The 15,846-nt window shown below is 44.3% G+C and carries 12 protein-coding genes; 7 read left to right on the top strand and 5 right to left on the bottom strand.

What is annotated here, in order from left to right; translation table 11 throughout:
- Nucleotides 1-460 precede the first annotated feature (460 nt).
- The 3 genes from FR741_RS09980 (at nt 461) to FR741_RS09970 (ending at nt 5,412) form a co-directional block, all read left to right on the top strand.
- A complete protein-coding gene (locus FR741_RS09980) occupies nt 461-1,600 on the top strand; it encodes an efflux RND transporter periplasmic adaptor subunit (RefSeq protein ID WP_167426741.1) in 1,140 nt (379 codons plus the stop codon).
- A gap of 2 nt (nt 1,601-1,602) precedes the next feature.
- Entirely contained in the window at nt 1,603-4,764 is a 3,162-nt protein-coding gene (locus FR741_RS09975; protein ID WP_167426740.1) for an efflux RND transporter permease subunit, read from the top strand.
- Nucleotides 4,765-4,956: 192 nt separating this feature from the next.
- Complete coding sequence (locus tag FR741_RS09970) at nt 4,957-5,412, top strand: MarR family winged helix-turn-helix transcriptional regulator (RefSeq protein WP_167426739.1); 456 nt, start codon at nt 4,957-4,959, stop codon at nt 5,410-5,412.
- Between the two features lie 46 nt (nt 5,413-5,458).
- Here the strand turns inward: FR741_RS09970 and FR741_RS09965 are convergent, their stop codons facing one another.
- Nucleotides 5,459-6,415: an AEC family transporter gene (locus FR741_RS09965; protein WP_046874753.1), complete on the bottom strand. Its 957-nt coding sequence runs from the start codon at nt 6,413-6,415 to the stop codon at nt 5,459-5,461.
- Between the two features lie 600 nt (nt 6,416-7,015).
- Here FR741_RS09965 and trpS point away from each other — a divergent pair.
- Nucleotides 7,016-8,038 carry a tryptophan--tRNA ligase gene (trpS, locus tag FR741_RS09960; protein WP_167426738.1) on the top strand — a complete coding sequence of 341 codons (1,023 nt, stop codon included), beginning with the start codon at nt 7,016-7,018 and terminating at the stop codon, nt 8,036-8,038.
- Nucleotides 8,039-8,128: 90 nt separating this feature from the next.
- Here trpS and FR741_RS09955 read toward each other — a convergent pair whose 3' ends face one another.
- Together FR741_RS09955 and FR741_RS09950 are read right to left on the bottom strand one after the other, a co-directional pair.
- A complete protein-coding gene (locus FR741_RS09955) occupies nt 8,129-9,085 on the bottom strand; it encodes an ATP-dependent dsDNA exonuclease (RefSeq protein ID WP_167426737.1) in 957 nt (318 codons plus the stop codon).
- Nucleotides 9,082-10,410 (bottom strand): sphingomyelin phosphodiesterase, encoded by a 1,329-nt coding sequence (locus tag FR741_RS09950; protein ID WP_167426736.1) that lies wholly within the window; start codon nt 10,408-10,410, stop codon nt 9,082-9,084. The genes FR741_RS09955 and FR741_RS09950 overlap by 4 nt, the downstream gene beginning before the upstream one ends.
- 292 nt (nt 10,411-10,702) lie before the next feature.
- On the opposite strand from FR741_RS09950, the gene FR741_RS09945 reads away from it, so the two are divergent.
- Entirely contained in the window at nt 10,703-10,969 is a 267-nt protein-coding gene (locus FR741_RS09945) for a hypothetical protein (RefSeq protein ID WP_109168505.1), read from the top strand.
- A gap of 155 nt (nt 10,970-11,124) precedes the next feature.
- Complete coding sequence (locus FR741_RS09940) at nt 11,125-12,753, top strand: methyl-accepting chemotaxis protein (protein WP_167426735.1); 1,629 nt, start codon at nt 11,125-11,127, stop codon at nt 12,751-12,753.
- A 129-nt stretch (nt 12,754-12,882) separates the two neighbouring features.
- Here the strand turns inward: FR741_RS09940 and miaE are convergent, their stop codons facing one another.
- Both miaE and FR741_RS09930 read right to left on the bottom strand, forming a co-directional pair.
- On the bottom strand, nt 12,883-13,653 hold the full coding sequence (gene miaE, locus FR741_RS09935) for a tRNA isopentenyl-2-thiomethyl-A-37 hydroxylase MiaE (RefSeq protein ID WP_104974277.1): 771 nt from the start codon (nt 13,651-13,653) through the stop codon (nt 12,883-12,885).
- Nucleotides 13,654-13,750: 97 nt separating this feature from the next.
- A complete protein-coding gene (locus FR741_RS09930; RefSeq protein ID WP_006742886.1) occupies nt 13,751-14,515 on the bottom strand; it encodes a hypothetical protein in 765 nt (254 codons plus the stop codon).
- A 313-nt stretch (nt 14,516-14,828) separates the two neighbouring features.
- On the opposite strand from FR741_RS09930, the gene cysB reads away from it, so the two are divergent.
- Entirely contained in the window at nt 14,829-15,803 is a 975-nt protein-coding gene (gene cysB / locus FR741_RS09925; protein WP_006742885.1) for an HTH-type transcriptional regulator CysB, read from the top strand.
- Nucleotides 15,804-15,846 lie beyond the last annotated feature (43 nt).

The raw sequence follows: 15,846 nt of genomic DNA, 5'->3' as shown, positions 1-15,846 counted from the left end.
GGAGAACTGCAGTCTCACTGACGAAATAACCCGCTTCTGAGCGGGTTATTTTTTAGATAAGGGTCGAACCTGACTTGTGAAGGCTCGACTATATTTACATCCCTCTTTTACTTAACTTTGTATACCAGAGGTGCAAATAATCCTAGACAGCGGTGACAAACTCTGTACAGCGTGATGATGCTTTTATCATCACTTTTGCTGCTTTTTAACCATTGAAATTGCTCACAGGAAAGTGTGATTTCCAACCCAAAATCTTCAAATTTGAGAACTTCATTACACCTTTACCATAAACGTTTTTCGTAAGCGTATAGAACTGTAAATTTTGTTGTATGTACAACACTGGGTAATTATCATCCTAATTAATTTGTTCTGGATATACATCCGTTAGTCATCATTAAGTCATTCTAGAAGTTTTTAGCAAGGAATCTTGAAGGCTTGTAGGTAAAAGAGAGAAAAATTCATGAGACGTAAAACCACGCTATCTCTGCTGATTGCGTCGAGCCTTTTTGTGGTTGGATGTCAACCTAGCGAAGAAGGATCGAGTAAAGGTAGTGGTCCTGCGCCCGCAACCGAAGTTGAAGTGTTAATGGTGGAGCCAACACGCCAAGCGTTAACTGTTGAGTTGCCAGGTCGTAGCCGTGCATTCAAAGAAGCGGAAGTTCGTCCGCAAGTTACAGGTATTATTTCAGAGCGAAATTTTGTTGAAGGCGGCCTTGTTGAACAAGGACAGTCCCTATATCAAATTGATGATTCATCATTTCAAGCGGATTTGCTGAGCGCTGAAGCGGAATTAATCCGAGCTCAAGCAGCGGCAGAATCGACCCATGCCACAGTGAAGCGTTACAGAACCTTGATCACCAAAAAGTCCATCAGCCAACAAGATTTGGATGAAGCAGAAGCAGCATACAAGGAAGCGCAAGCACAGGTCCTAGTCGCAAAAGCGAAGATCAATACGGCAAAAATCAATTTAGATTACACGCAAGTGAAAGCTCCGATTAGCGGTGTGATCGGTAAATCGAGTGTGACGGCGGGTGCGTTGGTTACGGCTAACCAAGCAGCCAAATTAGCGACCATTCAGCAGCTTGATCCTATCAACGTTGATATTGTGCAATCATCCGCGCAACTGCTGCGTTTAAAAGCGGCTCTTTCCCAAGGTCATATGCAAGAAGATGATTCTGCGCAAGTTACATTGATGCTTGAAGATGGCAGCACGTACGAACATAAAGGCACGATGAAATTTACCGAGGTCAATGTGAACGAAAGCACGGGTAGCGTGACGCTTCGTGCTGAATTCCCAAACCCTGACGGTTTGTTGCTACCAGGAATGTTTGTTCGTGCGACGGTTATTACTGGTGTTGACCCTGACGCGATTCTGATACCACAAAATACCGTTTCTCGCGATGCGACAGGCAAAGCGACAGTGATGATGGTGAATGGTGAGAACAAAGTGGAAGCGAGACCAGTGAAGACAGCCGAAGCGATCAATAATCAATGGCGTATTATTGATGGTTTGAAAGCGGGCGATAAAGTCATTACTGCTGGGTTACAAAAGGTAGGTCCAGGCAGTCCTGTAACTATCCAAAACGGTGAACAGGAGTAATCATGGCACGATTTTTTATCGATCGTCCGGTATTTGCTTGGGTTCTCGCGATTCTAACGATGTTGGCGGGGGTAATGTCATTATTCAATTTACCCGTCTCGCAATACCCAACGATTTCACCGACAACGATCACCATCAGTGCACGTTATCCAGGTGCATCAGCGAAAACCGTTGAAGACTCGGTAACGCAGGTTATCGAGCAAAATATGACGGGATTAGATTATCTTCGCTACCTATCATCGAGCAGTGATGCATTCGGTAATGCGACAGTTACCCTGACGTTTGATAGCGAAGCTGATCCTGATATCGCGCAAGTACAGGTGCAGAACAAACTGCAATTGGCCTTGACGTCATTGCCGATGGAAGTACAAAACCAAGGTATCGTCGTGAATAAATCCAATACGGCATTTCTCATGGTTGTCGCGGTTTATTCTGAAGATCCTGACTTTACAGAAAACGATATCGGTGACTTTGTTGTAACGAATATTCAAGACCCGATAAGTCGTGTAACTGGCGTAGGACAAGTGCAGGCGTTTGGTGCGCAGTATGCGATGCGAGTCTGGCTGGATCCATTTAAGCTTACGCAGTTCAACTTGACGGCAATCGATGTAGCAAATGCGATCAGTGAACAGAACGCGCAAGTTTCTTCAGGTCAACTTGGTGCAGCACCTGCGCAGGAAGGCCAGCTGTTGAATGCAACGATTTCGTCTGCAAGTCGTTTGAGCAGTGTGGAAGAGTTCCAAGACATCATTCTTAAGTCTGACGCCAGTGGTTCTAATGTTTATTTGAAAGATGTTGCTCGTGTTGAACGTGGTGCAGAAAGTTACGATATTCGAGGCCAATATAATGGCTTCCCAGCATCGGGTTTAGGTATTTCATTAGGTACTGGTGCAAACGCGCTTGAGACTGCCAATGCGGTGAAAGAGCGTTTAGAACAACTGAGTGCAACGTTCCCAGAAGGGTTGCAGATTGCTTACCCATTTGAAACTACGCCATTCGTCAAAGCCTCGATTCAAGAAGTGGTTAAAACGCTATTAGAAGCCATTCTTCTTGTGTTCTTAATCATGTACCTGTTCTTGCAGAACTTCCGTGCGACGATCATTCCAACGATCGCAGTGCCTGTCGTACTGCTCGGCACCTTCGCTATTTTGTACGCGACTGGATTTAGCGTAAACACGTTAACCATGTTCGCGATGGTTCTGGCTATCGGTTTGCTGGTGGACGATGCCATCGTTGTGGTGGAAAACGTCGAGCGTGTGATGCATGAGGATGGGTTAGAGCCCAAAGAAGCGACCAAAAAATCGATGGGGCAGATCACTGGTGCTCTGATTGGTGTAGGTCTGACGCTTTCTGCGGTATTCGTCCCTATGGCGTTTATGTCTGGTTCTACAGGGGTTATTTACCGTCAGTTCTCGATAACGATTGTGGCGGCGATGACACTTTCAGTTTTGGTAGCGATAATTCTGACTCCAGCACTATGTGCAACATTACTGAAAAAAGGCGATGCTGAGCTTCTAGAAAAGAAAGGCTTCTTTGGCTGGTTTAACCGCAAGTTTGATGCGATGACAGCTGGCTATGAAACCGGCGTTGCTAAACTCCTCAAGCGCACAGGTCGTATGTTGGTTGTATTCTTGGCAATGAGTGCAGGTGCGGGCTGGCTGTTTATGAACCTTCCGACGTCATTCTTGCCGGATGAAGACCAAGGCACGGTATTCTCAATGGCCATTTTGCCGCCTAACTCAACGCAAGAGCAGACGGAAAAAACACTTGAGAAAATGCGCGACTTTTACCTTGTGGATGAGAAAGACAACGTGAAATCCGTCTTCTCCGTTGCGGGCTTTAGTTTTGCAGGCCAAGGCCAAAACATGGGGATGGCATTTATCGGTCTGAAAGATTGGTCAGAGCGTGAAGCGCCGGGTGCTGATGCAGCTTCCATTACGGGTCGAGCGATGGGGTACTTCTCAACCATCAAAGAAGCACTGGTCTTTGCATTTGCACCTCCTGCGATTCAAGAATTGGGTAACTCGACAGGCTTTGATTTCTATCTCCAAGACTCGTTGAATAAAGGGCACGATGCATTAGTTGCGGCTCAAGGGCAACTTCTGGGCATGGCAGCACAAAACCCGAAACTTGTCGGTGTTCGTCCGAACGGTCAAGCAGATGCGCCAATGTACAAAGTGAACATTGACCACGTTAAACTGCGTGCTCTGGATGTTAGCATTAATGACGTCAACCAAATCCTGTCAGCGGCATGGGGCGGAGCGTACATTAACGACTATATTGATCGCGGTCGAGTGAAAAAAGTCATGATGCAAAGTGATGCGGAATACCGTATGCAGCCAAAAGACTTCGATTCGTGGTACGTGCGCAACTCAAAAGGTGAGATGGTGCCTTTCTCTGCCTTTGCGAGCGGAGAGTGGACGTATGGTTCACCTCTTTTGCAGCGTTTTGATGGTTTGCCAGCGATGAATATCCAAGGCGGCGCAGCTCCTGGCGTCAGTACTGGTGAAGCCATGGCAGAAATTGAAGCAATGGTAGAAAAGCTACCAGAAGGCTTTACGGTGAACTGGAATGGCATCTCTTATGAAGAGCGCCTTTCCGGAAACCAAGCACCAATGTTATATGCGCTGTCTATCCTCGTCGTATTCTTAGTTCTCGCCGCTTTGTATGAAAGTTGGTCAGTACCTTTCGCCGTGGTGTTAGTTGTGCCTCTTGGTGTGCTTGGTGCTGTGCTCGCGGTAATGACGCGAAGTATGGACAACGATGTGTTCTTCCAGGTGAGTTTATTAACGACGGTCGGCTTGGCAACTAAAAACGCCATTCTGATTGTTGAGTTTGCGAAAGATTACTACGAGAAAGGCGCTGGCCTTATCGAAGCAACCCTGCATGCCGTTCGTGTTCGTCTGCGCCCAATTATTATGACATCGCTTGCCTTTGGTCTGGGTGTCGTACCGCTTGCTATCAGTTCAGGTGTGGGATCAGCCGGTCAAAATGCAGTAGGTACTGGTGTACTTGGGGGCATGATCAGTGCGACGCTCTTAGGTATATTCTTTGTGCCAATTTTCTTTGTGGTGGTTGAGCGATTGTTTGATCGACGTGCGAGAAAAGAATCAGAGGCAGAGTTGTCTGAGACTAATCCTAAACCGGCTCAGCAAAGCGAGTAAGACTTGGCTGCTGTAACTGAGTTATACTGGTGATAATAAACACGATAAAAGGGCGCTTCGGCGCTCTTTATTTTATGTTTTCACTTGGTGGTTACCGTCTTTGACGCAAACTTGAAGGGGGAGCGTTTTGCCTTATGCAGAATCTGTTTATTCCTTCCGACCGAATGAAAGCCTAAAGAAGAACAAACGACGATGAAAGATCAGAAAATCTCCCCAATTTCCGTTTTGGATCAAAGCCCTATGTTTGTGTGCGGTGTGATGCAGCGAATGTATCGCAACCGTGCTCAAGCTGAGCTCTCTCGGCAAAATTTAATGACACTCGAGATGGCAAGTGCACTGGCCGCTTTGGAAGAGTTTCAACCCATGAGTCAGCAAGCGTTGGCTGACGCGGTTCGAACTGAGCGAAGTGTAGCAAAGCGAATGGTGGATAATTTGGAAAAGCGAGGGTTTGTTCAAGTTTCTAAAAGTAAATCGAATCAGCGTCTCAAAATGCTAAGCATGACAAAAGAGGGGTCAAATGCTTTAAAGCAAGTGCATCAAATCATGACGAATTTACAGAAAGAATTTTTCGCTTGTTTGTCTGAATCAGAAGCGAGGGAGTTTTTTCGTTTGGTAAGAAAGCTCACTTTTGCAAATCACGACCAGTAGCTTATCTTAATGCTATCTAGCGCGCCTTTACTTTATCGGTGATCAATTATATTAAGTCGTAAAACTTAAGAAATAGAATGCCCAAAGTACACGTGACGGTAGAAAGTACCGTAGTGAGTGCGATGATATTTGCGGCTAATGTGGCATTGCCTCCCATCGAACGTGCCATGACATAACTGGCTGCTGCCACTGGGGAAGCGTTCATAAAGAAAAGAATACCTAACTCAATTCCTCGAAAACCTACTAAGTAAGCACCAATAGTGATCATTACGGGTGCCACGATGAGCTTGTAACTGCTTGCAAACCAAGATGGACCTTTCTCTTTTCTCATCAAGCTAAAATCGAGTGAGCCACCCGTACACAACAGCGCTAAAGGCAGTGTCATTTTGGACAAGTAGTTCCCTGCATCAATAACAACGTTCGGTACTGGAATAGCGAGTAAATAAAAAGCCATCCCTAGGACTATTGAGATTATCAGTGGATTCCTCGTCAGTGTTCGGCCCATCATTTTTGCGGCTTGTGGGACAGAAGTTGCGCCTTTGGGAGATAAGCAAATAACCGCTTGGACGTTGTAAATAAACGTGGTGACCGCGACATAAAGCGCTGCTAACGCCACACCTTGAGAACCATACGCATTGGCAACGTAAGCGATGCCAATAATACCTGTGTTTGCTCGGAACCCACCCTGGATAAGAACACCTTGGTCAGGCGATGCTTTGAACAGAAGCTTGACCGAAAGGTAGGTGAAAATGAAAAACGAAATGCTAGCGATGACGCCGAAATTGACAAAGCCACTCGCCGCGGAAAAATCGTGTTCTGAAGCCACAATACTGACAAATAACATCGCAGGTAGCGTAACTTGAAACACCAGTTTAGAGCCCACTTCGATAAAATTATCGTTGATCAGTCCAATGCGTTTGAACACCACGCCAAGTATTAACATTAAGCAGATAGGGCCGGTTATCGACAAAGAGAATTGCAACTGATGTAGAACAGCTTCCATGTAAGTACCCGCAGCAAAAGAAAAATATTCCTGCTGTCTATTAAGCCATAAACTCCGGGAGACAGGACAGAAAAGTGATGAAATTTTCCTCTTTTGTTGTTTCCAGAACCATTTGCATTCCAAGTTATGGACGAGGTCCCAGTTTAACAAAGCTGTACTGGTTCTATGCGCGATATGTTGGTTTACTACTCACCGTGATGCATCCACATGCGTATTAAATAAAAGGGTTGGTCATTGTGGTTATGGATAGGAGTTCATCGATGAAAAGGAAACACAACAAAACCGTACTTTGTGCATTTGTCTCAGGTTCGGTGTTTGGTGCAGCTTTAGTCATTGCGATGTCTTTACCAATGTAATCGTTTCTGTAGGCTCTTTGAATACTTACGCTAATTCAATACAAAAACAGATTGAGTTCAGCTTGATGTACTGTTAGTTTGAAAACATGAAAATACACGTTAGCCCTTCATCAACAACCTTCTTTTGGTGGCGCTCTAAATAGAGCGGCACGGAATACTCACATTCTTAAGCTGCTGGATGGTAGCTAAGAGTGTTTGATCTTTTTATCTCCAGTAGCGATCTATTAAATACTTGGAGATAAATATGAACACCATTCAAAGTACATCACAGCGTGAAATTATCCTGACCGGCGATCGAGCGACAGGTCCGTTACACCTCGGGCACTATGTCGGTTCATTGCAACAACGAGTCAAATTGCAAACGGAGCATGAGCAAACGATCTTAGTCGCAGATATGCAAGGTTTGACGGATAACGCGCATAACCCATCAAAGGTATCCTCTAATATTCTCAATGTCGTTGCAGATTATTTGGCTGTTGGTATCAACCCCGCTCAAACTACGATCACGTTGCAGTCTCAAATACCAGCGTTAGCTGAGTTAACGATGTATTACAGCAATCTTGTCTCTATTGCGCGTTTAGAGCGTAATCCCACGGTTAAAAATGAGATACAGAGTAAAGGCTTTGAACGCTCTATTCCTGCTGGCTTTTTAACGTATCCAATTTCTCAAGCTGCCGATATTACGGGGTTCCACGCGACGTTGGTTCCGGTAGGTGATGACCAACTGCCGATGTTGGAGCAAACTAATGAAATCGTAAGAAAAATAAACCACCTGGGTGGAAAAGAGGTTCTTAGAGAATGCCGTCCATTACTTAGTGATGCACCTCGTTTGCCGAGTACTGATGGCAAAAATAAGATGTCTAAAAGCATGGGGAATGCAATCAACCTAGGGGCGTCTGAAAAGGAGATTTCTGCGGCGGTGAAATCTATGTATACCGACCCCAATCACCTGAAAATTGAGGACCCTGGCCAAGTCGAAGGTAATATCGTATTTACCTACCTCGATGCCTTTCACCCTGATAAAGATTATATCGAACAGCTAAAAGAGCATTATCGACGAGGTGGGTTAGGTGATGGTTTGACCAAGAAAGTGTTAGAAGAATGCCTACAAGAGATGCTTCGTCCTATTCGAGAAAAGCGTGCCATGTATCTAAATGACAAAGCACAGCTGATTGATATTTTAAAACAAGGTAGTCAGCGTTCTCGTGAGAAAACTGAACAAGTGCTATTTGATGTGAAAGATGTATTTGGTTTGAATTTGTTCTGAATTAAAAAGCAGGGTTCTGAATAAAAGGCACGGCTGTTTATTCGTAACGTGCCTTTTGGACTTTCAATTCCCATCAATGAAAGCTGACGTTTAAGAAGAAAAGAACTCGCGGCGAAAATCCGCTACTTCTTGTTGGTAATAGCTTTGCCATTCCGGTTCTGACAAATTCGAATGGCTTGTGGCTCTTTCTTTTCTGAGTCTGGACTCAAGTTGTTGCAATGCTTGTTGGTAATCTCTGACTTGCTCTTTTTGCTCGGCAATTTGTTGCTGACGATCGTGAATCTCTTCGCTTTCGCCCTTCGTTAAGTAAGTTTTTTGCAGCTCTGCGATGATAGTTTGGCGATCTGGAAAGCTCATGCTATTGGGTATCAGGGCGACTGCACGCTCATATTTTGCTTGGTCGTTTGTAAGCCCGATAGCCTCTGCATTTTCTTGCCAGTCTATGATGAGTTGCTCGAAAGCTTGCAAAAAGCTTTCTGGACTTTGCGTGTTGAGCTGTTGGGCCTCTAAATTGAAATCGTATAGGGCGAACTCATCCGAGAAAATAACATCAGCCAACTCGCCCCAAATGCCTCTTGCCTCGGCTTTAAGTTGTGCAATACGTGAGACTAGTGGTTGTTGCTCATCAAACAACAAATTACCCACACTTTCTTGCCATTGACTGTCGAGTTGATGGTAGTTCGCCAAAAGCTGAAATCGTGCTGAAGATAAATAAGGCTCGAGCAAGGCTAACTGTTCCTCACAGTCGCGGTTCGACATGCACTCATGCCAAAATGACTCAAGCTCTGCGACGAGTTCTTTCCCTTTGAGCAGAGTTAGTCTCTCAGTCGTTATTTGAGTCGCAGAAGGGAGCTCTGCGGTCTGTGGTGAAGCATCTGCACCGGGAGCGATATTGCTTGTTTTTAGTGATGTACTGGGGACGTTCTTATTTTTTGCCTTTGGAGCAGAAGCGGACACGGCTGCTTCTTGCTGCCCATCTTGACTGAAAGTTAAAAACATCATGCCCGCCATAATGGCGGACATGATTATCAACGCGATTTTCTTCATGGCTTGATTGTTGCGCTAACTGGGAAATGGTCAGAAAGGTTGTAGTGTTTCCATAAACTTTCTGAAGTTGTACGCGGCACGTCCACACGGTTGTCATTGAATGATTTCACACCGTATTCGCTACTCACCATAACATAGTCAAGGTATTCCACGTTTTCGCCGCCTGATAACGCTTCACCTGCGAAGTTATTGATACGGGGATCAAAGGTTGACTCCGTGTAACCTGAATACTGAGGTTCGATGGCGCTTAAGTTAGCGATCATTTGTTGGTAGTCACCAGGGAACTTTCTTTTGTTTACGTTAAAGTCGCCGCTGTATACCACAGTTTCGCTTGAAGGAATGTTGAGAGATTTAGCGAGTGCGCGGATTTGTTTGAACTGGCGCTGACGATACTCGCGAGCGGTGTCTGTATCGAAAGATGCGGTATGGGTAGCAAACACATGGTAAGCCTGACCACCTTTAATAATTTCCGCATAATTCACGCCTTTGTCGGCAAAGCAGTCTGTGCCAGAGCAGTCGGGGAAGACATATTGCGCTTCATTCACGATAGGATAGCGACTGACAATGATCACCCCACCATCATGAATATTAACGCCTTCTTTATCTAACATCTTAGTTTGGTACGGATATTCCTTAGCTAACTCACGTAGGAATGCTTCACGACCGCTTGCAAACACTTCTTGCAGCGCTAATACATCATAACCTTTGACGTATTGAGGAATCAGTTCGTAACGATCACCGATGTGCGATGCAATAGCCGTAAGAGCCCAGATGTTGTATGTCATCAACTTAAGGTTTTGTTCTTCGTTATCGACAGATTCATTTACTTTGCTTGGTGTGATGGTGTAATAAAGATCGTCGTATCGAGCGGTACTGTCTGACTTAAATGCCAGTTCGGTTTCTCGGATGCCAAAAGCGTTAGTGTTGGCACGATGAATATCACGATCATCTTTAAGAGATAAATCGACATCGGCCGCCGATAAGCCATATTCAATGGTTGAATTATACCAATGACCTTCCATGACTTGATTGAGTGTTATGCTTTCACCTTTAGGGCTAGAAACCACAGTTTCAAAACGGTAAGTTTGGTTTGATTTCACGCCTTCCCAACGATTGAAGCTCAATACAGGTTTGGTTTCCCACGGACCAAGTACTTGTACATGTTGCTGCCACTCTTCTCCATATTGAAGTAAATCACTGCCTTCGTGCTTTACTTGAATAGTTAAAGGCTGATCAGAGTTATTGGTTAGATAAACATCTGTATCTGCAATGCTTGGCAATGCCACCAAGCCACTTAATAAAAGACCCCACTGCGATAATTTCATCTTATTTTTCCATCATTTGAACTAGAGCAATCATTCTTGTTTATAAATATTACTTGCACGTTAAATATGGATGACATCGAAGCCAGTACTAAAAATTGTTATCAGAATGTGATCTTTATTCAATGGTGAGGAGTCGGGGTAGAGAGTTAATGGTTGCTTAAGCGGTTGTAAATAATAGCGATGGTTAACGAATCGTACTCACTGCAATCAAGTTGTCATCTTCGCTCTATAAGTTGTGCGGCGTCATTCATCCAGCCACATGGCTAGAACTTAAATTGATAGATGGAGCACCATGGCTAGAGCAGTAAATCCAATCGATGAAACCATCATTAAATTACTACAAGAGCAAGGTTTGATTAGAAGCGAAGCAGAAGCTCGTTTAAAGAAAGAGGTATACCGCTTGCAGCCTAATGAGATTGAAAAAGTCAAAAATTATGCCCAGCACTTTGGCATCAACGCTAAAGAAAAACTCATCGATGAGATCTTAGAGTTGCGCCGGGAAGCGCTCATAAAAAAATGCAGACACAATACGGAGCATGCGAGCCTATCTCTAAAATAGCACGTGATAAAAATATCAATTACTGGTCAAGATTTGATCTCTCAGGCCGATGTATATAAGAGCGCTCAATGATATCGAGCGCAAAAAACAGTGTGTTTTAGAGGTTAAGCTTTCACTTAAGTGAGAGGTTTGGAAAGGCTGCAGGGAGAAAGTGCATGCGTATTAAAGACTTAAGCGTCGTAAAGAAAATATCGGTTAGTTATTTAACCGTTTTTGCCGTGTTTGGTTTAGTGTCAGTAATGTTGGTACAAGGTTTGTTAACACTGAATAAAGACATCTCAGTGCTAACAGATAAAAGCTTACCTTCTGTTGCGATTTTGAAAGGTATCCAAGTTGATATTACTAAAGTGCGCAAAGATGAGTTCTCTTTATTGCCAAACGCAAATCACCCCAAAATTGGTGAGTGGTTAAAAGGCCTCGACCAATGGCGTTCTGATGTGCAGGCTGGTATTGCAGAATACGAAAAGCTCGACCTTAATCAGCGTGAAACGCAGTCTTTTAACGTTTTTAAAGAAACCTGGAATCAATACATCAAAGAAACGAAGACTTACAACGCACTGCTAAGCCAAGGTGATGCTGAAAGTGCAAATGATGTGATTTTATCGAGTTTCGATACCTACTCAAAAGCGTTGAGCAGCTTAGATGATACCCTCGCGTTGAACGATGAGTTGGTGAATTTGATTGGCGAAGAAGTACAAAATGAAGCGGCATTTACACAATACAGCGCTGCTGTTGGTTCGCTCGTCGTCGCATTGGTCATGGTAATGTCTGCCATGCTGCTTTCTCGAGTCATTTGCGGGCCTGTTGATCGAGCATTGGAATTCGCTTCTAAAATCGCCAAGGGTCAATTGAATAATCAAATCGACGAAAGTGAATTGAGCAAAGACGAGTTAGGAACGTTGCTCAAAGAGCTTGTCGGTATGCAAACAAACTTACATTCGCTGGTTTCTGAGATTAATGACTCAACGATTCAGCTAACGGCAGCAGTAGAGGAAGTGAGTGCTATTTCTTCTCAGACCGCTTCTGGTATGCAAAATCAACAAATTGAACTTAGTTCGGTGGCTTCTGCGATGACAGAAATGCAAGCTGCTGTAAGTGAAGTGGCACAAAATACCGAAGTTGGCGCGACCTCTGCTTACTCGGCAACGGAAGTGGCTAAACAAGGAACGGCGACGTTACAACAAACTATCGCAGTAATTGAGCGTGTATCACATACGATCCAAGAGTCTGATGAACTGGCACGTGAGCTTGAATCTAGCTCAAACAATATCAATGTGGTCGTAGATGTGATCCGCGGGATTGCGGAGCAAACAAACTTGTTAGCACTGAACGCCGCAATAGAAGCCGCTCGGGCCGGTGAACAAGGACGTGGGTTTGCTGTTGTGGCAGATGAGGTTCGTTCTCTGGCGCAACGCACTCAAGACTCCACTTCACAAATTGTGGAAATTGTTAATCAACTACAAGAGAGCAGCAGCAAAATAGGGCATTCAAGCCGTGATTGTCAGGAGGGCATTTCTCAGTGTGTTGAGCAAGTCAATGACGCTGATAGCCAGATAAAAGAAATTGAACATTCTGTCGATAACATAGCGCAAATGAGCACACAAATCGCAACGGCTTGTAGTGAGCAGAATTCTGTATCCGAAGAGCTGAATCGAAGTGTGGAGCATATTAATAGTGCCTCAACAGAGATGGCTGAGGGAGCTTCGCAAACGGCTGTGGCTTGCCAGCAGATCAGTAGCCTAGCGCACAACTTGAAAACTCGAATGGGTTCATTCCAGCTCTAGTTGTTGTGTTTCAGCTTTATTCCTAACCTCATTGCTACAAAAAATAAGCCGGACGAAATGTCCGGCTTATTTATTCTCTGTCTATATAAATAAGTTCAGAGCATGCTCAATCTTGGGAGAATATGCTCGCTAGGCTGGAATACCACTATGGAACTTAAAATCTGTATCTGGCGTAGAAATTAAATCCGCCTCAACTCGACCAAAATAGGCTATGCGTTCGCTGATGTCTTTGCCCGCGATTTGCTCTGCCAATACAAGATAATCTTGATAGTGGCGTGCTTCTGAGCGCAGTAAAGAAACGTAGAATTTTGCGATATCGTCATCCATATGTGGTGCTAGTTTGGCAAAACGCTCACAAGATCGGGCTTCGATGTACGCACCAATGATGAGCTTATCGATCAGCGTTTCCGGTTCATGAGTCTTCATATGCGAAATGAGCCCTTTAGCATAGCGACTTGCTGGAATATTTTTATACTCAATTCCACGACTTTCCATGATCTCTAAAACCTGATAAAAGTGGTGTAACTCCTCTTTAATCAAAAGCACCATTTTATCGATCAAATCTTGGCTGTAAGGTGAGTTGGACTTAGCCATGATCGCTTTGGAAATATTGCTCTTACCTTTTAACGTTTCTAGTGAGCCTACATTGCGATAAGCAAAGTCTTCATAGGGTTTAAACCAGTCAAGCAGAGCATGTGAACTGGATTGGTCAACGGCATACTTACGAATTAAAAACATCGCAGATTGGCCAGCTTTTAGCTCACACAGTAGGTGGTCTAATAAAATGGTTTGAAGGTTTTCTGGTTTCTTTGCTTCCTCTACCCATTCATCAGGTGTGCTGCATTGCAGAAATTGGTTAATGGGAGCAAGAAGATCTTGATAGGCGTCTAGATTCATCATTTTAGTTTTAGTACTTCACATTCTAATTGGGCATATCCGCTATCTTACGGATAGAAAAAAGGCTGCGATTGCAGCCTTTATTGACCTTAAGTGAATGTTACCACTTTTTCTTCTCGCCGAAGAGTGCTTCCATGTCATTGTCGCGCTCTTTATCGGCGATCTGCTGCATTTCAGCATCACTTTTATCTTGGCGTTTTTTATCTAGGTCGCCCAACATGTCTTCAAGCTTCTGTTTCGCTTGAATCGAGTAGGGATCGCTCTTTGTACTCAATGCATCGATACCTTTGCGTAGCAGTTGAAGTGCTGTGCCAGGTTGACCTCGAGCAATAGAGTCGTTTGCTCTTTTAATGACGTTTTCGATGTTGATACGAATCTGCATCGTTTCTAAACGCGCATTTTCAGCGACATAAGTCTGGGTGTCGATACGGCCTTTATTGTGTTCGTTACGGATAGTATCGCGGAGGCGTTTCACCAACTTAAGCATGACGATGGCTTGTTTATCACTGCTCGGCATTTTGAACGTGGTACTCTCGCCAGTGGGACCATTCTCTTTCAGTTGCTCAATCTGTTGCTTCATGTTTTCGATACGTTGAGCAAGCTGCTTATTCTTCGGGTCAAGCTCATGCATGCTTTCTAGCGCGTCAAGAATACGATTGTTTAGACATAGCAACAGCTCCTTGCTAAAAGGGATATGGTGCGCATGACCAATCAACTCTTCAGTGCCATCAATCAAGGCAACATAGCGTGCGGACTCCTGTCTTTTCGCAGTCTCTACCTTGACCTTATACTGCAACATAATGTTATAGCCTAGGATCAACACCAGTAGGATGGCTACCAAAGCGATTATTAAACCAATATTCATATCTTTGCGTCTGCTTTACTTTTCTACGGCTAGCGTTAAAGAATACATGAATCTTATCTTACTCGGCACCCTATTTGTTTGATTATTTTGTCTCTCCCACGTTTTAGCTACTGATAGAAGTCACATCATAGAAATTCAGTCATTTATTGGCTCAACTTTGTGCATATTGTTTCTATGTTGAGGATTATCAGTATGTGATTGAGGTATAAGTTAGAAATTACTGTTCATTTCGATTTGAACGCGTTATAACTAATTATTATATCGCTCGTCCGAGTGGCCAATAAATTCTCTCATGAACAAGTAAGGGATTACGATGAAACTGCAGCAGCTGAAGTATATTGTTGAGGTTGTAAACCATAATCTGAATGTATCCGCGACGGCAGAAAGCTTGTATACCTCTCAGCCAGGTATCAGTAAACAGGTTCGGTTGCTGGAAGATGAGTTAGGCATTCAGATTTTTGAACGTAGCGGTAAGCACTTAACACAGGTGACACCTGCTGGTGAAGAAATTGTACGTATTTCCCAAGAGATTCTGGCTCGCGTAGAAAGTATCAAAGCTGTAGCAGGGGAGCACACCCACCCAGAAATGGGGACGCTGAATATCACCACGACACACACGCAAGCGCGTTATGCTTTGCCGGATGTCATCAAAGGTTTCACTTCTCGCTACCCAAAAGTGTCATTACACATGCATCAAGGTACGCCGTCACAAATGTCTGAGGCGATTGCCAAAGGTACGGCGAACTTTGCGATTGCGACAGAAGCGCTTCACTTATATCAAGATGCCATCATGCTGCCTTGTTATCACTGGAACCGTTCAATTGTCGTGCCCAAAGATCATCCATTAGCGAAGAAAGACAAAGTAACGATCAGCGATCTTGCCGCTTATCCATTGGTCACTTATGTGTTTGGTTTTACGGGCCGTTCAGAGTTAGATACCGCATTTAATCGTGAAGGTTTAACCCCGAGAGTGGTGTTCACTGCAACTGATGCGGACGTTATTAAAACGTATGTTCGAATGGGTATTGGTGTTGGTGTGATTGCGAGCATGGCTGTGGATGAAGAGCAGGACAGCGATTTAGTCGCAATAGATGCGAGCCATTTATTCGGGGCTAGTACGACAAGTATTGGCTTCCGTCGCGGCACATTCCTGCGCTCATACATGTTCGATTTTATGGAACGCTTTGCTCCTCATTTAACTCGCCCAGTGGTAGAGCAGGCGATTTCGTTGAAATCTAATGCAGAAATCGAAGAGATGTTTAAAGACATCGAGCTCCCAGTGAGATAACACTTCATTGATGTTTCGATTCCCTCTACAATGCGCTCGTTGT

It is taken from the genome of Vibrio diabolicus (genome assembly GCF_011801455.1).
GTDB classification, from domain to species: domain Bacteria; phylum Pseudomonadota; class Gammaproteobacteria; order Enterobacterales; family Vibrionaceae; genus Vibrio; species Vibrio diabolicus.
This window is presented reverse-complemented; position numbering and strand designations above follow the sequence as displayed.